At 53.7% G+C, this 22,878-nt stretch carries 18 protein-coding genes; 11 read left to right on the top strand and 7 right to left on the bottom strand.

Annotated elements, in window-relative coordinates; genetic code table 11:
* Window positions 1–4 precede the first annotated feature (4 nt).
* The 6 genes from LG301_RS02760 to fnr all read left to right on the top strand — a co-directional run bounded on the left by LG301_RS02760 (window position 5) and on the right by fnr (window position 6,330).
* Window positions 5–526, top strand: coding sequence for a FixH family protein (locus tag LG301_RS02760; protein ID WP_404473213.1), 522 nt, complete (start codon window positions 5–7; stop codon window positions 524–526).
* On the top strand, window positions 523–3,000 hold the full coding sequence (locus LG301_RS02755) for a heavy metal translocating P-type ATPase (protein WP_404473211.1): 2,478 nt from the start codon (window positions 523–525) through the stop codon (window positions 2,998–3,000). Before LG301_RS02760 ends, LG301_RS02755 begins: the two co-directional genes overlap by 4 nt.
* Window positions 2,997–3,224 (top strand): cbb3-type cytochrome oxidase assembly protein CcoS, encoded by a 228-nt coding sequence (gene ccoS / locus LG301_RS02750; RefSeq protein WP_404473209.1) that lies wholly within the window; start codon window positions 2,997–2,999, stop codon window positions 3,222–3,224. Before LG301_RS02755 ends, ccoS begins: the two co-directional genes overlap by 4 nt.
* Complete coding sequence (locus tag LG301_RS02745; RefSeq protein ID WP_404473207.1) at window positions 3,221–3,916, top strand: sulfite exporter TauE/SafE family protein; 696 nt, start codon at window positions 3,221–3,223, stop codon at window positions 3,914–3,916. The genes ccoS and LG301_RS02745 overlap by 4 nt, the downstream gene beginning before the upstream one ends.
* Window positions 3,917–4,091: 175 nt before the next feature.
* On the top strand, window positions 4,092–5,519 hold the full coding sequence (hemN, locus tag LG301_RS02740) for an oxygen-independent coproporphyrinogen III oxidase (RefSeq protein ID WP_404473205.1): 1,428 nt from the start codon (window positions 4,092–4,094) through the stop codon (window positions 5,517–5,519).
* 58 nt (window positions 5,520–5,577) lie between these two features.
* Window positions 5,578–6,330: a fumarate/nitrate reduction transcriptional regulator Fnr gene (gene fnr, locus LG301_RS02735; RefSeq protein WP_404473203.1), complete on the top strand. Its 753-nt coding sequence runs from the start codon at window positions 5,578–5,580 to the stop codon at window positions 6,328–6,330.
* On the opposite strand, the gene ttcA is transcribed toward fnr, so the two are convergent.
* From ttcA to LG301_RS02720, 3 genes are all read right to left on the bottom strand, one after another.
* Entirely contained in the window at window positions 6,317–7,228 is a 912-nt protein-coding gene (gene ttcA, locus LG301_RS02730; protein WP_404475153.1) for a tRNA 2-thiocytidine(32) synthetase TtcA, read from the bottom strand. The two genes, fnr and ttcA, sit on opposite strands and share 14 nt — an antisense overlap.
* 83 nt (window positions 7,229–7,311) lie before the next feature.
* On the bottom strand, window positions 7,312–7,962 hold the full coding sequence (locus LG301_RS02725; protein ID WP_404475151.1) for a DNA polymerase III subunit epsilon: 651 nt from the start codon (window positions 7,960–7,962) through the stop codon (window positions 7,312–7,314).
* Between the two features lie 5 nt (window positions 7,963–7,967).
* Window positions 7,968–9,785 (bottom strand): putative nucleotidyltransferase substrate binding domain-containing protein, encoded by a 1,818-nt coding sequence (locus LG301_RS02720; RefSeq protein ID WP_404473201.1) that lies wholly within the window; start codon window positions 9,783–9,785, stop codon window positions 7,968–7,970.
* A 745-nt stretch (window positions 9,786–10,530) separates the two neighbouring features.
* Here LG301_RS02720 and LG301_RS02715 point away from each other — a divergent pair.
* The 4 genes from LG301_RS02715 to LG301_RS02700 all read left to right on the top strand — a co-directional run bounded on the left by LG301_RS02715 (window position 10,531) and on the right by LG301_RS02700 (window position 17,234).
* Window positions 10,531–10,791 (top strand): DUF4212 domain-containing protein, encoded by a 261-nt coding sequence (locus LG301_RS02715; protein ID WP_176302347.1) that lies wholly within the window; start codon window positions 10,531–10,533, stop codon window positions 10,789–10,791.
* Window positions 10,792–10,797: 6 nt separating this feature from the next.
* Window positions 10,798–12,579, top strand: a complete 1,782-nt coding sequence (locus LG301_RS02710) for a sodium:solute symporter family protein (protein ID WP_404473199.1) — start codon at window positions 10,798–10,800, stop codon at window positions 12,577–12,579.
* 107 nt (window positions 12,580–12,686) lie between these two features.
* The gene (locus tag LG301_RS02705; RefSeq protein WP_404473197.1) at window positions 12,687–13,217 is read left to right on the top strand and encodes a hypothetical protein; all 531 of its coding nucleotides are present in this window, start codon (window positions 12,687–12,689) and stop codon (window positions 13,215–13,217) included.
* Window positions 13,218–13,292: 75 nt separating this feature from the next.
* Window positions 13,293–17,234, top strand: a complete 3,942-nt coding sequence (locus LG301_RS02700) for a NahK/ErcS family hybrid sensor histidine kinase/response regulator (protein WP_404473195.1) — start codon at window positions 13,293–13,295, stop codon at window positions 17,232–17,234.
* Between the two features lie 107 nt (window positions 17,235–17,341).
* On the opposite strand, the gene LG301_RS02695 is transcribed toward LG301_RS02700, so the two are convergent.
* The 3 genes from LG301_RS02695 to LG301_RS02685 all read right to left on the bottom strand — a co-directional run bounded on the left by LG301_RS02695 (window position 17,342) and on the right by LG301_RS02685 (window position 20,958).
* A complete protein-coding gene (locus tag LG301_RS02695; protein WP_263066103.1) occupies window positions 17,342–18,004 on the bottom strand; it encodes a response regulator transcription factor in 663 nt (220 codons plus the stop codon).
* Window positions 18,005–18,290: 286 nt separating this feature from the next.
* Complete coding sequence (acs, locus tag LG301_RS02690; protein ID WP_404473193.1) at window positions 18,291–20,240, bottom strand: acetate--CoA ligase; 1,950 nt, start codon at window positions 20,238–20,240, stop codon at window positions 18,291–18,293.
* A gap of 169 nt (window positions 20,241–20,409) precedes the next feature.
* Complete coding sequence (locus LG301_RS02685; RefSeq protein WP_404473191.1) at window positions 20,410–20,958, bottom strand: SprT-like domain-containing protein; 549 nt, start codon at window positions 20,956–20,958, stop codon at window positions 20,410–20,412.
* Between the two features lie 91 nt (window positions 20,959–21,049).
* On the opposite strand from LG301_RS02685, the gene LG301_RS02680 reads away from it, so the two are divergent.
* Entirely contained in the window at window positions 21,050–21,724 is a 675-nt protein-coding gene (locus tag LG301_RS02680; RefSeq protein ID WP_404473189.1) for a YecA family protein, read from the top strand.
* Window positions 21,725–21,739: 15 nt separating this feature from the next.
* Here LG301_RS02680 and LG301_RS02675 read toward each other — a convergent pair whose 3' ends face one another.
* Window positions 21,740–22,861 carry a phosphatidylserine/phosphatidylglycerophosphate/cardiolipin synthase family protein gene (locus LG301_RS02675; RefSeq protein WP_404473187.1) on the bottom strand — a complete coding sequence of 374 codons (1,122 nt, stop codon included), beginning with the start codon at window positions 22,859–22,861 and terminating at the stop codon, window positions 21,740–21,742.
* Between the last annotated feature and the right edge of the window lie 17 nt (window positions 22,862–22,878).

Below are 22,878 nucleotides of genomic sequence, written 5' to 3'. Positions count from 1 at the left end.
CGCCATGTCCTCCCCCAACGTTACCCCCTGGTACAAGCAATTTTGGCCATGGTTTTTAATTGGCTTGCTGTTTACATCCATTGTGTTCAGTACCACCTTTGCGGTCGTCTCGATCAAAACCGCAGACGGCATGGTGGTACAGGAAGATTACTACGAGCATGGCAAAGCCATTAACATGGTGTTTGCCAAGCAGGAGCGCGCCAATGAGCTAAACCTCTCAGCAGAGCTGCGCATCGACCCACTGACCAGTGATATCGTGCTTGACTTAGCAGGCGATGACCGTCCAGATAAACTTTATCTAATGCTGATATTCCCAACACAGGATGATCGGGACCAAGAGTTTGTCTTGGAACACGTACGAGACGGCCGCTATATCACCCAAGGGCCGGATAATCTTCGCTACCGCTGGTATATCCAGCTTCAACCAGAGCAGACCAACGCTGACTGGCGGTTGATCGGCGAGGCGCGCTTCCCTGATGAAAATAGCATTGCTCTACTGCCAGGAGGGCGTCCTGCAAGCGAATGAGCACCACCGTCACTTCTCCTAGCTGCTATCACTGCGGCAATCCGGTGCCTTCCGGGGCACCGTGGCAGATTAAACTAGACGAAACCTCCCATCCACTTTGCTGCCCAGGCTGCGAAGCAGTGGCTCATGCCATTGTGGATGGAGGGCTGGAAAGCTATTACCGCTACCGCACCGAGCTACCGGAACGCCCTGATGAGCGCCAGGCCGCTAAAGCGGAAACCTGGTCCGTTTTTGATGACCCAGGCCTGCAGGCGCAGTTTGTGCATGCCGATGGCGATGAGGGCTTTGTGAGAGCGACATTAGCCGTCGAGGGCATTACCTGCGCCGCGTGTGCCTGGTTAATTGAACACCGTTTAAACGCCCTTGAGGGCATACAATCGAGTGCGGTGAACTTAACCCATCACCGCCTGCGAGTGAGCTGGGACCCTAACGTCGTCAAACTATCGCAGCTATTCGCCGAGCTGGCAGCGATTGGTTACGACGCCCAACCCTACGAGCCTGACCAAGCCCAAGCGCGTTTGCAGCACGAAGAGCGTATGAACGTTCGCCGCCTGATTGTCGCCGCCGTTGGCATGATGCAGGTCATGATGTTCTCTATCCCAATCTACGTCGCGGGGCCAGGTGAAATCAGCGCGGATTTTTATGCACTTTTCCACTGGCTATCGTTCGCCCTAGCAACGCCGGTGGTGCTTTTCTCAGCCCAACCCTTTTTCCGTAATGCGCTGCGCGACCTTAAAACCGGCGTGCTGGGTATGGATGTACCGGTCTCGCTAGCCATCGGTGGCGCCTACTTAGCCAGCAGCTATGCGGTGCTGTTTGGAGTGGGCGAAGTGTATTACGACTCAGTGGCCATGTTTACGTTCTTTCTGTTGTTTGGCCGCTATGTAGAAGGCCGCGCCAGGCGACGCAGTGGCCACAGTGGCAACGCGTTAAGCGGGGTCTTGCCGGTTTCCGCCACCCGCCTTGAAGCCGATGGCAGCGAGCGCATTCTACCGGCTAGCGAGCTTGCAACAGGCGACCGCATACTGATCAAGCCGGGCCACGGCGTGCCCGCCGATGGCATTATTGAAGAGGGCGAATCCAGCCTCGATGAGTCCATGCTGACCGGGGAGTACCTGCCGGTTACACGGCGCGTTGGCGATAGCGTCACCGGCGGCAGCCAGAATATGGAGAATCCGCTAATCGTCTCCGTTACCCATGCAGGGGGCGAAGCACGCGTGGCGAGCATTGTGGATTTAACCGACCGCGCCTTTGCCAGCCGCCCAAGGCTTGCTCAAATGGCTGCGCGTATGGCGCATCTGTTTGTTTTGCGCCTGCTGGTGGTGACGGCTTGCGTTACCGTCGCCTGGTGGTTCATCGATCCATCGCGAGTGCTGTGGATTATGCTGTCGGTGCTGGTTGTCACTTGCCCCTGTGCGCTGGCCCTGGCTACCCCGACGGCACTAACCGCAGGGCATGGGCAGCTTCGCAAGCGCGGTGTACTGATTACCCGCGCCGATGCGATGGAGTCGCTCTCTAACGTGACGCGGGTTATTTTCGACAAAACAGGGACGCTAACCCGGGGCGAGATGCACCTCACACAAACGATTCCGCTCGCCAGCCCTTCCGCTGAGTCACCCGAATTAAGCACTGAACGAGCAAGGGCAATTGCGGCAGCGTTAGAAGCGCACTCAGAGCATCCCATTGCTCGGGCATTCCGCCCTTTCCGCGACGCCACGCTACAGGCTCGCCATGTACAGAGCTATACCGGCGCAGGGTTAGAGGGCACGCTCAACGGCGCCACTTGGCGTTTAGGCAAGCCCGACTTCGCCAGCAAAACAGCTATCGCACTGCCCAGTGTTGGTCAGTGGCTACTGCTAAGCGAAAATAGCGAGCCACGCGCATGGTTTAAGCTACATGACGGCATTCGTGAAGATGCCGCCCAAACGGTGGCCGCTCTGCAGGCCAGAGGCTTAGCGGTTGAGCTTCTCTCAGGGGATACCCAGGAAGCGGTTGAGAGCCTGGCTCAGCAGCTCAACATCACGACATGGCATGCAGGAAAGTCGCCTGAAGGTAAGCTTGAGCGATTACGCGAACTGCAGGCGCAGGGCGAGTGCGTGGTCATGATTGGCGACGGCATTAACGACGTACCGATCTTAGCCGGTGCGGACGTGGCAATTGCCATGAACGGCGCCACTGACTTAGCCCGCACGCGTGCCGATGCAGTGCTCCTCAGCCCACGCTTGATGCGGATATATGACGCTATCGAGATTTCCGGAGCCACCCGCAAGATCATGCGACAAAACATGCTATGGTCAGTTTGCTACAACTTTTCGGCACTGCCACTGGCAGCCATGGGGTTAGTGCCGCCTTGGCTTGCCGCTATCGGCATGTCGCTTAGCTCGCTAGTCGTGGTGGGTAATGCGCTGCGCTTGTCTCGCTGGCGCACCTCTCCTGCCCCGCTGACAGCCTCTACTCATCCGGTGAGCGCATGACCATTCTCTATCTGCTGATTCCCTTGTCACTCATCTTGTTGGGCCTTGCGGTCTGGGCATTTTTTTGGGCGGTGAAACATGATCAGTTTGACGATCTTGAAGGCCCCGCTCATCGCGTTTTATTCGATGACGACGAGAACGACCTAACCAAGGAGCAGCGCGCCGAGCGTAAAAAAGCGCCTCCCGCGCAAACCAAATCCGATAGCTCAGAGCCGCCGCCATGAACCCGACAGGGTTAGATTTACCGCCGGTGATGGCGGCATTTGTATTTGGTTTAATGGGGGGTGCCCACTGCATTGGCATGTGCGGCGGAATCATGAGCGCTCTCACCTTCGCCGTACCACCAAGCATGCGCCATCCCGCCCGTATGGGAGGGCTTCTGCTCAGCTATAATGCTGGCCGGATACTCAGCTACATGGTGGCAGGCGCTATCGTGGCCGCTTTAGGTACGTTTATTTCCCTTTCACCGACCGCTCGCATTGTGCTGCAGGGATTCGCCGCGCTAATGCTAATCTTAATGGCGCTGTACATCGCCAACTGGTGGAAAGGCCTGCTTAAAGTCGAAGCCATCGGACGACACCTGTGGCGCTACATAGAGCCGCTGGGGCGCCGTCTAATGCCTGTCGTCCATCTACCCCAAGCGTTTACCCTGGGCGCGCTATGGGGTTGGCTTCCCTGTGGCCTGGTCTATTCCATGCTTGCCTGGAGTCTCGCGATTGCCGACCCGCTTCAAGGTGCGCTGCTAATGGGCGCTTTTGGAGTAGGCACCCTGCCCGCCTTACTCGCAACGGGTTTAGCCGCCCAGCAGCTTAGCCAGCTAATACGCCATCCGGCCACACGTAGCATTGCTGCACTCACGATTATTGGTTTTGCAGTATGGCAATTATGGGCGCTGGCGGGGCATAGCGCCCATTAACACACCGGCACGCATTACTTGATGTAGCTCAACGCTTTCATGGTTTGCTTGTTCTAGCATTTAACAGCGTTTATGCCTGTTGGCCAGGCGTTTACACCTGTTATCCCCTATTGCTTTTGTAATCTTGCTATTCAAGCTTGGTGACACCTTGCTTTTAAACCCTGGAGCGCCTTCCATGCGTGCACAAGCCACTGCTGCCGTTTCACACCCTACACTTGCAGCGCCTTCGGCCACTGCCTGGGACGAGGCGCTGCTACGCCGTTATGACAAAAGCGGCCCACGTTACACCTCTTACCCTACGGCACTCGCTTTTCATGAGCAGTTCACCGCAGATGACTTTACCCAAGCACTAGAACGCAGCAATCAGAACCAGCGGCCACTCTCGCTTTATGTACACGTGCCTTTCTGTCGCAAAATTTGCTTCTACTGCGCCTGCAATAAGATTGCGACCAAAAACACGCAGCTGGCAGAGCCTTACTTATCTAGGCTCGACCGTGAAATGGTCTTAACTGCTCGCCATTTAGATACTCATCGGCCAGTGCAACAACTGCATTGGGGCGGCGGTACACCGACGTTTCTTTCGCTTTCCCAAATGAGCGATCTGATCGATCGCCTTGATGCGCGCTTTGGTTTATCCATGTCGCCTGATCGTGACTACGCCATTGAAATTGACCCACGGGAAGCCGATGTCTTTACCCTTCGCCACTTACAGTCGCTGGGCTTTAATCGGCTGAGCCTTGGCGTACAGGATTTAAACCCACAGGTACAAAAAGCGATCAATCGCGTGCAGCCACGGGTACTCACCGAGACCCTAATGGATGAAGCTCATCGTCTAGGCTTTCGTTCCCTCAATCTGGATTTGATCTATGGCCTCCCCTTCCAGACTGAACAGAGCTTTGCCGAAACGCTTCGCCAAGTCATAGAACTCAACCCTGCACGACTGTCGGTATTTAACTACGCCCACATGCCCACCCGCTTTGCGCCCCAGCGGCGTATTAACGAAGAAGACCTACCAAGCGCTGATGAAAAACTCGCTATTTTGCATACCGCTATTGAGATGCTGACCAATGCAGGCTATGTACATATTGGGATGGATCATTTTGCTCGGCCAGATGATAGCTTGGCGGTTGCACAGCGTAACGGCTCGCTGCAGCGCAATTTTCAAGGTTACTCCAGCCACGCCCAGTGCGACTTGATAGGACTCGGTGTTTCAGCCATTTCTCGCGTGGATGACGTCTATGCACAAAACCCAACTTCTCTTGCGCACTTTGAGACAGCGATAGATCAAGGTAGGCTAGCGACAGAAAAAGGTTTACGATTAAATCATGATGACCTAATACGTCGAGATGTCATTGAACGCTTAATGTGCGATATGCGAATTGATTTAGCTGCGATAGGCCAACGCTGGGGAGTTGATGCTGCTAACTATTTCTCTCCGGTTCTTGAGCAGCTTCACATAGCAGAACAGGACGGCTTGCTAATACGTGACGGTCTCTCTTTGAACGCCACACCCGCTGGCCGACTGCTTATTCGTCATATTGCTATGGCCTTCGATGCTTATTTACCGGGTCAATCATCTACACGTTACTCAAAGATTATGTGACCCTATTGAGGCGCTTTTGTCTGGCGCCTATCATGGCAAATGATAAATGGAGAATTACATGCCTCACCAAGCCAGCCCCCGACGTTCACTGCTGCAAGAAGCGCGCTGTCAAACCTGCAGTCTTAGTTCGTTGTGCCTGCCGCTGGCCCTGGAGCTTGAGGATATGGGGCAGTTCGATGCGATTATCCGCCGTCGCGCGCCGCTTAAAAAAGGCGAACCACTGTTTCGCCAGGAAGACCCGTTTACCAGTGTCTATGCCGTGCGCTCGGGTAGCCTTAAACAGGTTACCAGTGAAGGTAATGGCAATGATCAGCTCACCAATTTTTATCTGCCCAGCGAATTGGTAGGGTTAGACGGTATCGATGAAAACTATTACCCCGGCAGCGTTATTGCTCTGGAAACTACCACGGTTTGCGAAATTCCTTTCGACCGCTTAGACACACTCTCTGAAGAGCTGCCAGAACTACGGGGACAGCTCTACCGGAGCATGAGCAAAGAACTAAAGGATGATCGGCGCATGATGCGTTTGTTATCACGCAAAACCGCTGATCAGCGGCTCGCCAGCTTTTTAATTACCCTTTCAGACCGCTTTCGCCGCCGTGGGTACTCGCCCTTCAGCTTCCGGCTCTCTATGTCTCGGGCGGACCTGGGCAATTACCTAGGTTTAGCTGTGGAGACTGTTAGCCGGATTCTTAGCCGTTTCCAGCAACAGGCCGTGGTAGCCGTGTCAGGACGTGAAATTAACATCCTCGACATGCAACGGTTAATTATCTTGGCTGAAGAAGACGAACAGACGGCTATACCACGTTAAAGGCTTGGATACGCCCGGCCATCATTGCGGCTTGTTTGTCTTCCAGGCTTTCAAAATCAAACAGTTGGCGGTCGGCGAGCTGGGAAGGCGCCACATTTGTTACTGCTTTAAACATACTTTCCAGCCGCCCAGGATGCTTCTTATCCCACTCGGCCAGCATATCTTTAACCACCTGACGCTGAAGATTAGGCTGCGAACCACACAAATTACAGGGAATGATGGGAAACTCCATTAGCCGGGAGAACTCGGCAATATCCGCCTCTTTGCAGTACGCAAGCGGGCGAATGACAATGTTTTTACCATCATCAGATAGCAGCTTAGGCGGCATGGCTTTTAAAGTCCCGCCAAAGAACATATTCAAAAACAGCGTTTCTAAAATATCTTCACGGTGATGGCCCAACGCGATTTTGGTAGCCCCAATTTCTTCGGCAAAGCCATACAACGACCCTCTGCGCAAACGTGAGCAGAGCGCGCAGGTGGTTTTACCTTCGGGGGTTTTCTCCTTCACCACCGAGTAGGTGTCTCGCTCTAAAATGTGGTACTCCACCCCCTGCTTTTCTAAATACTGGGGAAGGATATGCTCTGGGAACCCCGGCTGCTTTTGATCCATATTCACCGCCACCAGCGAGAAGTTAACCGGTGCGTTACGCTGCAGGTTGCGCAATATCTCAAGCATGGTGTAGCTATCTTTACCACCTGACAGGCACACCATTACCCTGTCGCCTTCATTAATCATCTGATAATCAATGATGGCATTCCCCACCTCGCGGCGCAGGCGTTTTTGCAACTTATTGAATTCGCGCTTTTGTTTAGCGTCTTGGCTGTCGGCTAGCGTGGACTGGCTGGCCGAATCGGCAGCAACGGTGGTTGCCGGATCAAAATAATCAAGAGATTGCATGGTATAGGCACTGCCGCTAGTAGAAAAAGCAGCGGCCATTCTAACAATACTCGTATGCTCCACCCAACATAAACCCGACGGCTTTAAGCCACCTGGACAGTCTCACGCTGTAAGCGAATATACAGCAACGCACTCGCTGCAGCTTCGCTTAACACGCCGTGGCTATTCATAGCGGGCAGCTGCCATCGCTCAAGCGCTTCGCTTAAATCATTACCCTCATCTACGTAAGGGTGTAAACGTCGCAATTGCCGATGGTGAAGTTTAGCCACGTCCACCTGAGCGTTAGGCAGGCCAAAGCCAAGCCCTTTTTTGAACAACGCATTAAGCCGGTCAAGGGAGCGATCTATTTGCCATCCTATTAAAGGCCGGTTGCCAATAAATTCAGCAAGCGCCCCAAGGTTTTCCGCATTAGGAGACAGGGCAACTGCCGTCCCATAAACCCGATGTTGGCGCCTAAGCGTGGCGGCATCCGCACTGCGGGTGTTTGCTATTGTGGCGACCCATGCACGGCTGGTTTGAACGTGGCGCTGGTTAAGAACCACGGCTGCCACACTCACCGCTGGGTACTCACCCTTAGACGCATAGCATGTCAACGCCACCTGCTCCTCCCCCATATAGGGTTGGAACAGCCAGGCATAGGGAGAATCCACGCACCGGCGGCGGTCGCTTTCCCGCTGAAGAAGAGTACGCAATGAGCCGCTAAAAAGCGTCACATGCCGATCTAACCATCGCATGCCGCTCACGAATACTCCAAATGATAACGGTGTGAAAGGCGCTGTTTGAAATCTTTGACAATATGCATTGCTTCGCGCAGCAAATCGCGCTCAAGAGAAGAGAGTTCCTGTACGACCACGCGGTTAGTGCGCTTATCGGACACGCCCTCCAGTTCTTGCAGCTGCTGTTTGAGCCGCAGCTCTGTAAACAGCGCCAGCGCTTCACCCAAATCATCGGCGAAGCGACGATCCAAACGGCCATCTGTCGCTAACGCATCTAACCGATCTAGCGTTGAGGTTGCCTTGATCCGTCGCTCAAGCGCCATGGTACGTACGCCGTGCACAATCGGAAAAATCCCCCCTTTCTTTATATCAATGCCGTGCTGAGGTTTTTTCAGCGAGCCAAACAGTGTCAGCGGCGTCGAAAAACGCAGTGCCGTTCTGGCAAAGTAGGAGAGCAGCAGTTCATCACGGGAGCAGCGCTCAAAGAGTTCTTCCCGCACGCTCTCCAATAAAGCGGGGTTACCCCCGACCGCATGGGCATCAAGCAGAATCGCCAGCTTCATCAAGCTATCGCCATCCCGTGCGCTCGCCCATTTAACAATATTTTTTTTCCATTGCGACACTGTCCCGACCCATTCGGGGTTAGACACCATAATATTGCCGGGACAGGGCGGATAACCTAACTGAATCAGCGTATTGGTCAGCGTTTGCATTTGTTCAGCCACGTCAGGCCACTGGCTGTCATCCGCTAAAATAAGGCCATTATCCTGGTCTGTTTTAAGAATTTGCTCGCCTCGCCCCTCGCTCCCCATCACCATCATGCAGCTGTCGTTATGGTGAGCCTCATCAACGGTAAATGCCCAGGCTTTACTCATAATGCGCCCATTAAGCGCGGCCAACAGATCCATCGCAAAGCGTAACTTCACCCCCTGGGCCATCAAGGCGTTGACCAGTTCCGGGGTGCGACGACTTGCCGTGGCTAATGCATCTAAGTCATTGGCTTGTTCAATTTGCAGGCTAACCACATAGCTACGGCTGGAAAAGTAGCTCAACACGTCGGTTAGCTCTACAACCCCCTTAAGCATCTCTTTCTCCATCACCACCACACGGGCCACTTTATGGCGTGTCATCAGTACCAGAGCTTCAAACAGGTATTGATTTGGCGTTACGGTTACCAGAGAGAAGTGGGCTACCTCCTCAACAAAGGATGCTTTTGTGCACTTGCCAAGTACTAAACCATTCAGCAGGTCCGTTTTAGTGACCATCCCATGCTTGCCCTGGGTCTTAACCAGCAAGCTGTCGGCATGGCTCTCGTTTAACTGGGTAACAGCACTGGTAATATCGGCAGACGCCTCGATGAGTAGCGGTTCACGCATGCATTCGCTGACCTTAGCAAGCATAAAACCGGCCATGGTGACGCCACTTTCCGCCCGTTTTTCAGTCAGCAGGCGCGTTTTATGGGAGAGCGTCTGCTTAAAGAAGTTTTCAAAGTCGGGATAATGGCGGCAAAGCTGCATAAATAGCGCTTTGGGCATGATATAGCACAGGCTTTCTTGTTCCGCTTGAAAACGGTAGCGGCTTTTGCCATTTAAAATACTGATCGCGCCAAACAGATCGCCCGCAGTGTAGTGACCAATGCGCGCACTCGATGCAGGCAACGTAGGGTCAATCTCGGCAACTTCGCCCTTATGAATGAGAAACACCGACTCACCCGACTGTCCGGTTTCTAAAATAATCTCATCTCGGTCAAAGTAAGCTAAGTCTACTCCACGGCGAACATAATCACGCCCTTCTTCATCCAACAGCGTAAATGGCAGCTGGGACAGTTCAACGTCGACCATGCGTGACCTCACTCTACTAAAGGCAAAAGTACCTGATGACCCAGCAGCCTAATGCTCTAGCAACTGCTTCCTCTGGCAAGTGCTCCCTTTTTTACCAGCGCTTTTCTGCCAGCCCGCCTTCACTCTCACACCGTTATAAACAAGCCGCTTTTTCAGCGTCGCTATATTTCCTTGACTCACACAACTACTTATACCTTTAGCTATGCCGCTAACGTCGAATCGACGTTTTTCTAGCGACTAAAGTAGTGCCTTTTAAGAAGATCTTAAGCACTAGAAAAGGACTTCATTTAAGGTAGCAAACATTGCTTTTAAGCGAGCCATAGACCATCGTCCCATTACCTCTGAACGAATATCAAAAGATCATAAAAAAACTAGAAAAAATAAGCATTTCCGCGTATAAAAACCCATGAATGGTTGCTTATATAGCGGCCTGATACCAAAGTCTGGGATTTATTTTTTGCATTTATTGACCAGTATTACCTGTGAAACAGTCAGGGTAATCAAATTCACTAGCCGAATGTTTTACCAGATACCAATAAGCCTTCTTCGTTTTGCACAATTTGGTCACTCTTGGTTAGCATTTAAACAGGTGAACGCTGTAAAAAAATAATAGGGTAAGCAGCGCTCAAAAATGACGCACTGCCTTACACACAAAGCAGTTTCCATCGTGCGATTGCCTTGATGAATCACACGCTACTTTGAGTTCACTTTCCAACCCTAAAAATCACAAGTGGAGAGCAACACAATGGCAGACGACAAAACTAATGCTGCTGAGTACTGGAAAGCCAACGTCCGTTTAATATTTGGGTGCCTAGCGGTTTGGGCATTCGTTTCTTATGGATGCGCTATCCTCTTTCGCCCCCTACTAGCGGGGATACCGGTTGGCGGAACTGACCTGGGTTTCTGGTTTGCACAACAGGGCTCAATCTTGACTTTCATTGTTTTGATCTTCTTCTACGCCTGGAAGATGAACAAACTTGATGAAAAATTTGGCCTTGGGGAGTAAGCCAGCATGAGCCAGTTTGCAATTAACTTACTATTTGTTGGCGCCTCGTTTGCGCTCTATATCGGGATTGCGATATGGGCACGTGCCGGCTCCACTAAAGATTTCTATGTCGCCGGCGGCGGCGTTCACCCAATTACTAACGGCATGGCAACCGCCGCCGACTGGATGTCAGCAGCATCGTTTATCTCCATGGCGGGCTTGCTCGCCTCCGGGGGTTATGCCAACTCTACGTTCTTGATGGGCTGGACCGGTGGCTACGTTATTCTCGCGATGCTACTCGCCCCGTACCTGCGTAAGTTCGGCAAGTTTACCGTGCCCGACTTCATTGGTGACCGCTTCTACAGCAACACCGCCCGGTTTGTGGCGATTGTCTGCTTAATCGTGGCATCGGTAACGTACGTTATCGGTCAAATGACAGGTGCCGGCGTTGCGTTCTCTCGCTTCTTGGAAGTCAGCAACACGTGGGGTATTTGGATCGCCGCTCTCATTGTCTTCCTGTATGCCGTATTTGGCGGCATGAAAGGCATCACGTATACCCAAGTAGCGCAGTACGTTGTACTGATTATTGCCTATACCATCCCTGCTGTCTTTATCGCCATGCAGCTTACCGGCAACCCGATTCCCATGTTTGGTATGTTTAGTACGCACACGGAATCTGGCTTACCGCTATTAACTAAGTTAGACGAGGTGGTCAACGCGCTAGGCTTCCGCGACTACACTGCCGATGTGGATAACAAACTGAACATGGTGCTGTTTACCCTCTCGCTAATGGTGGGTACTGCAGGCTTACCCCACGTTATTATCCGCTTCTTCACAGTGCCGAAAGTCGCTGATGCACGCTGGTCTGCGGGCTGGGCACTGGTGTTTATCGCACTGCTGTACCTCACCGCTCCTGCGGTTGGGTCTATGGCGCGCCTAAACCTTGCCACCACCGTCTTTCCCGACATGGCGGGTCAAGTCGAAAACTACGACGAAGCAATTGATAACCCGATTCTTTACGAAGATCGCCCTGAGTGGTTCCGCACCTGGGAAGAAACAGGCCTCATCGTTCATAACGACCTAAACAACGATGGCCGTATCCAGATGTACAACAACGCTGCTGACTTCTCTGACCGTGGCTGGGCAGGTAACGAGCTTGAAGTTAACAACGACATCTTGGTACTTGCCAACCCTGAAATTGCTAACCTGCCAGGCTGGGTTATTGGTCTGATAGCCGCGGGGGGTATTGCAGCAGCACTCTCAACGGCTGCGGGTCTACTGCTTGCCATCTCGTCAGCGATTAGCCATGACTTGATCAAAACCATGATCAATCCGAAGATCTCCGAAAAAGGGGAAATGCTCGCGGCGCGTATTTCCATGGGTGGCGCGATTCTGCTAGCAACCTATCTGGGTCTGAACCCACCAGGGTTTGCGGCACAAACCGTGGCACTGGCCTTTGGTATCGCGGGTGCCTCGCTGTTCCCAGCGCTGATGATGGGTATCTTCTCTAAGCGTATGAACAGCAAAGGGGCGATTGCAGGCATGCTGGCAGGCCTGATCTGCACGCTGCTCTACATCTTCACCTACCTCGGCTGGCTGTTCATTCCAGGCACCAATATGCTGGCTAACACGCCGGACAATTGGATCCTGGGTGTCTCCCCGCTCTCCTTCGGTGCGATAGGTGCGATGATCAACTTTGCAGTTGCGTTTGCAGTCTCCAGCGCAACGGAAGAGCCTCCCCAGGAGATTCAAGACCTGGTGGAAAGCGTTCGCTATCCGAAAGGTGCTGGTGTAGCGGTTGATCACTAAGTCATAATCATTCCTTCTATCAGGCATACGGCCAATAGAGACGTGGAATGACAGCTTACCATCGGGCTTCCTCAGGGAAGCCCGATGGCTTTTAGAAAGGATATTGTATGATTTGGCACTTAGTAGCCGCCGTATTTGCGGGGCTTGCCGCCGCGGGTATTGGCTTGATCCTTAGAAACCTTAGCGGCAAGCGGCTTCCCAAGTGGATTGTGCCTGTGTGCGGCGGCTTAGGTATGCTGGGCTACCAAATTCAGGTGGAGTACTCCTGGTTTGAACATAAGCAGGCACAGCTGCCAGAAACGGCCGTAGTGATTTCCAGCGATACCTCAAGTGCGGTTTGGCGCCCATGGACCTTCGCCTTTCCAATGACTACCAAGTTTAGCGTGGTCGATAGCAGTAACGTGATTGGAACCAACACTGACGACGGGCTGGTGGCTGAATTTATTCTCTACCAGTTCGAACGACAGCACACCGACATCTTGACCACTCAACCCTACGTGCTGAACTGCGCAAACCGTGAGTTGGCGCCTATCCACCCCGATACCCAAGACGTGGAACTTAGCCAGTTGCGCAGGCTGCGTGAATCCTCACCGCTGCTGAAGAGTGTTTGCCAACTCGCTTCGGAACAGCAGACGTAACCTCTTCCTTCGCCTAGAATAGGGCACTTTGCACAGGTCAAACGCTAGGCGAAGCACTCAACATGGGGAGAGATTATGTTTCATGGCGGGCTGCTGATCGCGGTATCACTGCTCTATATTGCGATTTTATTTGGGATTGCCTGGCACGGTGATAGACGCGCCCGCACCCACGGCGCCAGCCGCCGTCGGCCAATCATCTACAGCTTAGCGCTAGCGATTTACTGCACTTCCTGGACGTTTTATGGCGCGGTAGGCCAAGCAGCTACCGCTGGCTGGTCATTTGCCAGCATTTTTGTCGGGCCTATCCTGACCTTTCTGCTGTTCTGGCCGGTTTTGGCCAAGATGATTCGCGTGGCAAAACACCAGAATGTCACCTCGATCGCTGACTTTATTGCCTCCCGCTACGGTAAAACCCAATCCCTTGCCGCCTTTGCCAGCCTCGTCGCGCTAATTGGTACCCTCCCCTATATTGCGCTTCAGCTTAAAGCCGTCTCCACTACCTTTGGCGTACTGACGGACGCCGCGGATATGACCCATACGCCGCTGTTTGGGGATACGGCTTTCTACGTTGCCATTGTGATGGCGATTTTTGCCATCCTCTTTGGCACTCGGCACACCGATGCTACCGAGCACCATGAAGGGCTTATTCACGCCGTTGCCTTTGAGTCGCTGATAAAACTCCTGGCCTTCATCATACTGGGGGTCTTTGTCACCTGGGGAATGTTCGACGGCCTAGGTGAACTGATGGGCCATGCGGAAAGCCAGCTTGAGCTTCAGCGCCAGCTCGCCAACCAGGATTTCGGCCAAAGCTTTTGGGCACAAACCCTGCTCGCCATGCTGGCGATTCTCTGCCTACCGCGCCAATTTCACGTCGCAGTCGTCGAAAACATTCACCCAGACGATGCCAATAAGGCCCGCTGGCTGTTCCCACTCTATTTGCTGGCTATTGCGTTTTTCGTAGTACCGCTAGCCGCCGCAGGTCTCCTGCTATTTTCTGAAAGCGGCGTAGAACCCGATACCTATGTTTTAGCGCTTTCTATGGCATCAGGGCACGAGTGGTTGATGCTGCTAACGTTTATCGGCGGCTTCTCCGCTGCCACCGGCATGGTTATTGTCGCGGCAGTGGCCGTTTCTATTATGATCTCAAACGAGATCGTGATCCCGGCGCTCTTCAGGTTGCGCTGGTTTGATACCAAAGCCCGTGATTATGGCCGCCTCGTACTGCGCGCACGCCGCTTAACCATTGTGGCAGTGCTGGCAATGGCATACGGCTTTTATCAGCTGATTGCTGAATTCACGTCGCTGGCGTCTATCGGCATGCTCTCCTTTGCCGCCGCCGCTCAATTTGCCCCCGCGCTGATTGGCGGGCTTTACTGGAAGCGCGGCAACCGCTTAGGCGTTATTGTCGGGATGAACGCAGGCTTTGGCATTTGGACCTATAGCCTTCTGATGCCCGCCATGATTAATGCGGGTGTACTGCCCTCGGAGTGGCTAGCAGGTGGCCCCTTAGGGCTTGCCTGGCTATCGCCCACGGCGCTGTTTGGCCTCAACCTAGGTGACACCTTCACTCATGGCGTCATGCTCTCACTAGGCCTTAATCTGTTCTGCTACATCTTTGTTTCACAGATTACCTCCCAGCGCGTGGTCGAGCGCATCCAGGCATCACTGTTTGTCGATAGCGTCGAAACCCGTCAAACCTCCGTTAACCGCCCTTGGACGGGCGCCACCACGGTGGGCGACTTAAAAGTACTCTGCGAACGCTTTCTAGGAGCGGGCCAAGTAGACCGCGCCTTTGAAGACTATGCACGTCGGGCAGGTAAACCACTGGACGACGGCACCCGAGCCTCCATTGACGTTATCCAGTTTACCGAGCGCTTTTTGGCCTCCGTCCTAGGCGCCTCCTCCGCGCGGATCGTCGTCAATTCAGCTCTTCAAGGGCGCGGCATTGGCATTTCAGATGTGATCTCCATCGTCGATGAAGCCTCCCAGGTACTGGAGTTTAACCGCGCCCTGCTCCAAGCCACGATTGAAAATATTAACCAAGGCATTAGCGTTGTTGACCAAAATCTCAGGCTCGTGGTTTGGAACCAGCGCTATTTGGAGCTATTTCGCTTCCCAGACCATTTAATTCGGGTGGGTGCGCCCATGGATCGCATCTTCCGCTATAACGCCCACAACGGCGAATACGGCCCCGGTGACCCCGAAGAGCACGTCCAACTCCTGCTGGATAACATTCGCGATGGTCAGCCCCATCGCTACGTGCGCTATCGTCAGGATGGCAGCGTACTGGAAGTTCAAGGCAACCCGATGCCCGGCGGCGGGTTTGTCTATACCTACCAAGACATCACCCAGCAAAAGCGCATCGAAGAGGCATTGATTCGCTCTGAAAACAATATCCGCATTTACACCGACAATGTGCCCGCGTTAATCGCTTACTTCGATAAAGAGTGTCGCTACCTATTTACCAACCGCGCTTATGAGCAAGCGTTTAACATCGATCGAAATGCTGTCATTGGGCGGCGCTACGAAGAAGTCCTGCCCGTCAAGCAGGCTGAAGAGCGCCTGCCCTGGGCCAAGCGTGCGCTAACAGGGGAGCGCGTCAGTTTTGAAGTCTCGATGCGCGTGAACGAAGCGATGCGCTATATGCTGGTAACCTATACGCCACACTTTGGCGATAGCCAGTCAATATTAGGCTTTTTTGCTCTTTATCAGGATATTACCGAGCGTCGCCAAGCTGAAATTGCGCTTAAAGAGACCAACGAAACCCTTGAAGAGCGTGTCCGTGAGCGCACTCAGGCGCTTTCTGAAGCCAATGCGGCGCTGCGTCAGGAAAACCGCGTGCGTGCTGAGGCCGAACAGGCGCTGCGCCAAGCCAAACAGCTCGCCGAAGATGCCAATGCCTCCAAAACGCGCTTTTTGGCTGCCGCCAGCCACGACCTGCTGCAACCGCTCAATGCTGCACGCTTGTTTACCTCTGCGTTAATGCAGAACGTCACGACGAGCGACACCCAGCGTATTGTCGGGCACATCGATAACTCCCTTCAGGCCGCTGAAGAGCTGCTCGGCACTCTGCTAGATATTTCCAAACTGGATGCCGGCGCACTCACTCCCCGGCGCAGCCACTTTGCCCTGGCGGATATTATCCGCCCGCTACGCGCTGAGTTTGAAGTCATGGCTGATGATCGCGGCCTGGATCTCAATGTCGTACCGACAAAGCAGTGGGTCGACTCTGACCCACAAATGTTGCGGCGTATTGTGCAAAACTTCCTTTCCAACGCAATCCGCTATACCCAGGAGGGGCGTGTACTGCTGGGCTGCCGTCGCTACGGAGACCGCCTCTCCATTGAAGTTTGGGACAGCGGCCCCGGCATTCCTGAATCGAAACTATCGGAAATCTTCCAAGAGTTTCGCCGTTTAGATCAGGTATCGCGCCATAAAGAGAGCGAAAAGGGATTAGGGCTAGGGCTCTCCATTGCCGACCGCATGAGTCGGGTGCTAGACCATCCCATTAAGGTACGCTCCTGGGAGGGCGTTGGCACCGTGTTTGCGGTCAGCGTACCTATCGTGGCAGCACGTGAAATGTTGCCCACCGACCAAGAGCCTCAAGGGCGCCGTGGTGGGAATAAGCTGTCGGGCACGCGAATAGTGTGTATCGACAACGAAACGCTGATTCTTGAAGGCATGACCGCCATGCTCAGCGGCTGGGGATGCGAGGTGTTTACGGCTACCAGTATTGGCGGGGCTAAATCGATCCTGCGCAATATGGATGGCGACCCGGACGCTATACTGGCCGATTACCACTTGGATAACGAAGTAACGGGCTTGATGGCCCTGGAAGCCCTCAGCGATCGGCTCACCAGCGCCGTACCCGGCATTGTGATTACGGCTGACCGTACCGAAGCCGTAGCCGAAGAGATTAAACGAGCGGGCTATCAACTGCTCTTGAAGCCGGTTAAGCCTGCAGCACTGCGTGCCTTGTTAACACGCACCCTTCAAGCCAGCCGCGCCGCTACTTAAATGCATAGCAAGCATTAAACAAGCAGCCAGCGATAGCTCTCTTTATAAACGACAGCGCCGCGCTTATGGCAACATAAGCGCGGCGCCAACCAACTATCTAAAGCGCGTTACGACTCGACTTTCGGCGGCTCTACTTCCAGTTTTTGCGCGGCAATAACTGCCTGTGTACGCGAGTGTACGCCCAGCTTGCGCAAAATCGCGGTCACGTGGGCTTTAATCGTTGCCTCAGAGACGCTCAGCTCATAAGCAATCTGCTTGTTTAACAGACCTTCGGTCAACATATTGAGCACGCGAAATTGCTGTGGCGTTAGCGAAGCAATAGCCTCTGCAAAACGCGACTCCTCTTCACTGGTCTCTTCCAATACGTTGGCTAACGCTTCAGGTAGCCATACCTCACCCTGCAGAATCTCTCCAACTGCTTCAGCGATTAACTGCAGGGAGGACGACTTAGGAATAAAACCAGATGCCCCATAGTCGATGGCGCGACGCACCACGTAGGGCTCATCGCTACCAGATACAACAGCGACCGGGATATCCGGCATCTGGCCGCGCAGCTGAATCAGGCCCGAGAAGCCGTGAGCACCGGGCATATGTAAATCCAGCAAAATCAAATCGGCATCGGGATGACGATTCACAACGTCATTAGTGGCGGCCATCGTGTCAGCTTCGACAATCTCAGCCTGAGGGGCCAACTGGCGTAACGCCTGGGTAAGCGCTGCACGAAACAGTGGATGGTCGTCAGCGACGATAAACTTATGGGCTACTGCCATGGATATTCCTCCGGTTCCTCGAGCAGCGGGGTTGCCTGCCGCCGCGACGCTAGGCTCTTACGGTTGAAGCATGGTACCCCATGGGCTTCGTCATGCCCAAGCATCACATGCACAATTTGTTATCTATAGGTTATCCGATCAAAAACAGCAGTGCCGGCTCAACGGCCGGCACTGCTACGAATTAGCGTAATGTGACAGATACAACATAGCAAACGCTTAACTCATTCGTTGAAAAGATGTGTGTTGAAAAGTAGCCCCTGCGGCCAGCCAACAGGGGCACTTAGCGCTACTGATTAGCGCGATGCTCAATCAGCTCATCCACCACCGATGGGTCTGCCAAGGTGCTGGTGTCTCCTAAGCCATCGCACTCATTCGCGGCAATCTTGCGCAGAATACGACGCATGATTTTACCAGAGCGCGTTTTGGGTAACCCAGGCGCCCACTGGATCACGTCCGGCGAGGCAATCGGCCCGATATCTTTACGCACCCACTGGGTCAGCTCTTTTTTCAGCTCGTCGCTGGGGTCGATGCCATCATTGAGAGTGACATAGATGTAGATGCCCTGACCTTTAATATCATGAGGGAAGCCAACGACCGCCGCTTCAGCTACTGCGGAGTGCGCCACTAGCGAAGACTCGATTTCTGCGGTGCCCATACGGTGGCCAGAAACGTTGAGAACGTCATCCACACGGCCGGTGATCCAGTAATAGCCATCCTCATCACGACGGCAGCCATCCCCCGTAAAGTACATGCCATCATAGGTAGAGAAATAGGTTTGTACGAAGCGCTCGTGATCACCCCAGATAGAGCGCGCTTGGCCAGGCCAGGAGTCTAGGATCACCAGGTTACCCTCAGCAGCCCCTTCCAACTGGTGGCCTTCGTTATCGACCAGCGCAGGTTTGACGCCGAAGAAAGGCACCGTGGCAGAGCCTGGCTTGAGGTCAATAGCGCCGGGCAGCGGCGCTATCATGAAACCACCGGTTTCTGTCTGCCACCAGGTGTCCACAATGGGACACTTCTCGTTACCAATGACGCGGTAGAACCACTCCCAAGCCTCAGGGTTAATTGGCTCGCCCACAGAACCCAACAGGCGCAGAGAGTCACGTTTACTGGAATCCATGACGTTATCGCCATGAGCCATTAGAGCGCGCACGGCGGTCGGGGCGGTGTAGAGAATATTGACGTTGTGCTTATCGACGATTTCACCCATGCGGCCGTGGGTTGGGTAGCTCGGCACCCCTTCAAACATCAACGTCGTCGCACCGTTAGCCAGCGGCCCGTAGACAATGTAGCTGTGGCCTGTCACCCAGCCCACATCAGCGGTACACCAGTAGATCTCACCGTCCTTGTAGTCGAAGACATATTGGTGGGTCATTGCCGCATACGTGAGGTAGCCACCGGTAGTATGCTTTAAGCCCTTCGGCGCGCCGGTAGAGCCTGAGGTATATAGAATAAAGAGAGGGTCTTCAGCCCCCATCGCTTCTGCAGGGCACTCGGTGGACTGTTTATCGACCAGCTCATCAAACCAGAGATCGCGACCATCCTGCCACTCAATATCGCCGCCGGTGCGCTTAACCACCAGGACGTTTTTACATACGTCCGTTCCTTCACGCTTAAGCGCTGAGTCAACGTTCTCTTTCAGCGGCACATGCTTGCCACCACGTACCGACTCATCAGCGGTAATCACCAACTTAGAGTCGGCGCCAATGACCCGTTGGGCAACCGCATCTGGCGAGAAACCGCCAAAGATGACCGAGTGAACGGCACCAATACGGGCGCAGGCAAGCATTGCCACCGCCGCTTCCGGTATCATGGGCATATACAGCGTAACGGTATCGCCTTTTTTGATACCCAGCGACTTCAGCCCATTGGCTAATTGGTTGGTGCGCTCATAAAGCTCGCGGTAGCTGATATGCTTTGAATCATTGGGGTTATCGCCTTCCCAGATGATGGCGGTTTGATCGCCACGCTTTTCTAAATGGCGATCTAGGCAGTTAGCACTAACATTCAGTTGACCATCTTCGAACCAGCGAATATCAACGTTATCACGTGCAAACGATGTATTTTTAATTTTGGTAGGCGCTTTGATCCAGTCGAGACGTTTAGCCTGCTCGGCCCAGAAACCATCCGGGTCATCCATCGACTGTTGATACATGGCTGCATATTTATCTTTATCTGCCCACGCACTGGCGGCGATGCTATCGCGTACCGGGTAGACGTTTTTATGTTCGCTCATGAAATTGCCTCTGTCCGTGAAAATGCACTCTCTGGAAAATGGTGTCGGCATTATTATTGGTCGCGCCGACCCGTTTAATATTTACCTAGCATAAACCTACCTGAGCCGGCTTCCTCTTAGACATTGGTATTAACATTTTTAATATAAAAAACAAAAGGTTAAAACTGTTTTAAGGTTTACCAATAGTGCAGTAGACCAAGGTCTGATCACATTCACGGCAGCGGTAACGACGCCCCTTTACCACTAAAGAGTGACGCCGCTTGGTAAAATAGTGTATTTGGCAGTCACACCGATATGCGTAAGGCCGTGACTGCGCCTGCTGAATATCAAATTGGTGAGTTACTTTGGGCGCTAAACCAAACAGGTCGCGCATCACCGACTGCCACTCGCGCCCATGAGGTTTTAAACGCGGCCCGTTTGCCAAGTGAAATACCAGCCAGTGGGCCATTTCATGGGGGATGACTTCATCAAAAAATGCGCTGCGATTACCCGCTAACAGCACTGGATTAAAGCGCAGCCCTCCTTTACCCAGGTGTGCTTGGCCTGCAGAGGCTCCTTTCAGGTCAAACCATACCCTGGGAGCGGGCAGTTCTGGATACACTTCTTGGCAGCGCGCTAACGCTTCATGTACCCGTAACCGGGCCGCTTTATGCAAAGCGTGAGTCGGTAACGCTGCTAATTGCTCAGGTGACCAAGGGGGCAGTGGTGAGGTCTTCATTAGTGATAAACTAGCCGTTAATAACGTTGCGAACGATTGTTACCGATCAGCATCCGTTTCACAAAGACGACTTTATAAAACGAGGCTCCCCATGGCAGAGCGCAATAACGTGCCAGCAGAAAATTCGTCCGAAAACGTCCCACCTCAACCGCTACTTGAAGATGAGCAGCTGGATAGGCTGGATGACTTTTTAGATTCCGAGCAGGTGGGGGAAGATGCACTCGACCTCATTTCTGCGCACGGCTTTTTAGTCGCGCTGGCAGTCGCGCCTAGCGAGCAGCCTACCGCACAGTGGCTCGAAGAGCTGTTTCAGGGCGAACCTAATTATCGCGACGAGGCCGAACGTAACGATATCGTCCACTTACTAACACTGCTGCGCAATAACGCCATGGCAGTGCTGGAACAAGGCGGTTTACCCGAGCTGCCCTTTGAGCTCACCTTGGATGGCCTACCCGCTGAAGAAACGCCGATTGGCGATTGGTGCGCGGGCTTTATGGAAGGCGTTTTCAGCGATGAGAGCACTTGGTTCCAAGATGACGAAGAGGCGGCGGCCACCCTGCTGCTACCCTTCATGCTGCTATCCGGGCTATTCGAAGACGAGCCGGACATGGCGGAAATGGCCCAGGATCAAGCTAACCAGGAGAGCTTGGTTGCTCAGCTGCCTGAGCTAGTGCTTGACCTCTACTTGCACTACCGCGTGCCACCGGAAACGGCCAAGCCTAAACCGCGCAAGAAGACGCCGGCGAAAGGCAAAAAACGCAGGTAAGCGTCTGAAAGTCAGCTATTTAAGACGGGTAACCATCGCGTTCATTAAACCATAAATCCATTCTCTAGCGCGCTGCCCCCAAGGGCGCGCGGCCCAGGCAGCGGCATCCACCTCCTGGCTGACGGCAAAGTTACGCTCGAACAGTGCGCAGACATCGTCGGCCACGGCTACGGCTTCCAACTCTTGGTTCGCCTCAAGATTCCAGTGCAAATTCCAGTGGTCAAAATTGCATGATCCGATGCTGACCCAGTTATCAATCAGCACGAATTTGGCATGGATAAACGTAGGTTGAAATTCAAAAATCCGCACCCCCGCCTTAAGAAGCGCCTGATAGTAACGCTGACCGGCGTAGCGCACACCTGGGTGGTCGTGCTCGCTGCCGGGTAACAGCAGCCGAACATCGATTCCCCGACGGGCGGCCTTGGCTAGCCTGCGGCGCAGCGAAAAGGTAGGCACAAAATAGGGGGTGCAGAGCCACAGGCGTTCATTAGCCTGACTGACACGCCCATACAGTGAGTGACGAATAGCCTGGTAACGATACCCTTTAGCGGATACCACCCGACCCAGCACACCATCGGGATAGCGTTCAGGCGGCCGCTGCGTAGCAAGCCCTGTTTGCGTTAAATTGCCTTTCTCCGCACGGGTTAACCTTGAGCGCCACAGCCGACGGAATAACGTTTCCCAATCCGCCACGACCGGGCCTTCCGTTCGTACCGCAATTTCGTACCACGCATCCAAGAACTCATCTACCGCTCCAAAGCCACCGGTAAAGGCAACCTTGCCATCGATGACAACAATTTTGCGATGATCACGGCTTAAATTACGGGCCAGCGAATGAAAGCCAATCGGATTGAAAAGGCGTAACTGGATGCCTGCCTGCTGCAGCCGGGTTCGCTCAGCGCGGCCCAGGCCCATCGCGCCATAGCCATCCAGCAATAGATAAACGTTTACCCCGCGCTGAGCAGCACCAATCAGTACATCGCACACCTGGTCTGCAAGTTTGCCCGACTCCATGAGATACAGCTCGACCAGCACGTAGTACCTGGCTTGGCTGACCGCCTCAAACATGGCTGGCAGAAAGCGCGACGCCTCTGGCAGCAGAGTAACGCGATTCCCTTCTCGCCACGCATGCTGCATACAGGCTCCTTTTTAGG

The sequence above is a fragment of the Vreelandella venusta genome (genome assembly GCF_044809155.1).
Lineage (GTDB): Bacteria > Pseudomonadota > Gammaproteobacteria > Pseudomonadales > Halomonadaceae > Vreelandella > Vreelandella venusta_B.
This window is presented reverse-complemented; position numbering and strand designations above follow the sequence as displayed.

What these genes read in the sequence shown, in the direction of transcription:
- LG301_RS02760 (WP_404473213.1), top strand. Translation starts at nt 5, where the DNA reads ATGTCCTCCCCCAACGTTACCCCCTGGTACAAGCAATTTTGGCCATGG.
- LG301_RS02755 (WP_404473211.1), top strand. Translation starts at nt 523, where the DNA reads ATGAGCACCACCGTCACTTCTCCTAGCTGCTATCACTGCGGCAATCCG.
- ccoS (WP_404473209.1), top strand. Translation starts at nt 2,997, where the DNA reads ATGACCATTCTCTATCTGCTGATTCCCTTGTCACTCATCTTGTTGGGC.
- LG301_RS02745 (WP_404473207.1), top strand. Translation starts at nt 3,221, where the DNA reads ATGAACCCGACAGGGTTAGATTTACCGCCGGTGATGGCGGCATTTGTA.
- hemN (WP_404473205.1), top strand. Translation starts at nt 4,092, where the DNA reads ATGCGTGCACAAGCCACTGCTGCCGTTTCACACCCTACACTTGCAGCG.
- fnr (WP_404473203.1), top strand. Translation starts at nt 5,578, where the DNA reads ATGCCTCACCAAGCCAGCCCCCGACGTTCACTGCTGCAAGAAGCGCGC.
- ttcA (WP_404475153.1), bottom strand. Translation starts at nt 7,228, where the DNA reads ATGCAATCTCTTGATTATTTTGATCCGGCAACCACCGTTGCTGCCGAT.
- LG301_RS02725 (WP_404475151.1), bottom strand. Translation starts at nt 7,962, where the DNA reads ATGCGATGGTTAGATCGGCATGTGACGCTTTTTAGCGGCTCATTGCGT.
- LG301_RS02720 (WP_404473201.1), bottom strand. Translation starts at nt 9,785, where the DNA reads ATGGTCGACGTTGAACTGTCCCAGCTGCCATTTACGCTGTTGGATGAA.
- LG301_RS02715 (WP_176302347.1), top strand. Translation starts at nt 10,531, where the DNA reads ATGGCAGACGACAAAACTAATGCTGCTGAGTACTGGAAAGCCAACGTC.
- LG301_RS02710 (WP_404473199.1), top strand. Translation starts at nt 10,798, where the DNA reads ATGAGCCAGTTTGCAATTAACTTACTATTTGTTGGCGCCTCGTTTGCG.
- LG301_RS02705 (WP_404473197.1), top strand. Translation starts at nt 12,687, where the DNA reads ATGATTTGGCACTTAGTAGCCGCCGTATTTGCGGGGCTTGCCGCCGCG.
- LG301_RS02700 (WP_404473195.1), top strand. Translation starts at nt 13,293, where the DNA reads ATGTTTCATGGCGGGCTGCTGATCGCGGTATCACTGCTCTATATTGCG.
- LG301_RS02695 (WP_263066103.1), bottom strand. Translation starts at nt 18,004, where the DNA reads ATGGCAGTAGCCCATAAGTTTATCGTCGCTGACGACCATCCACTGTTT.
- acs (WP_404473193.1), bottom strand. Translation starts at nt 20,240, where the DNA reads ATGAGCGAACATAAAAACGTCTACCCGGTACGCGATAGCATCGCCGCC.
- LG301_RS02685 (WP_404473191.1), bottom strand. Translation starts at nt 20,958, where the DNA reads ATGAAGACCTCACCACTGCCCCCTTGGTCACCTGAGCAATTAGCAGCG.
- LG301_RS02680 (WP_404473189.1), top strand. Translation starts at nt 21,050, where the DNA reads ATGGCAGAGCGCAATAACGTGCCAGCAGAAAATTCGTCCGAAAACGTC.
- LG301_RS02675 (WP_404473187.1), bottom strand. Translation starts at nt 22,861, where the DNA reads ATGCAGCATGCGTGGCGAGAAGGGAATCGCGTTACTCTGCTGCCAGAG.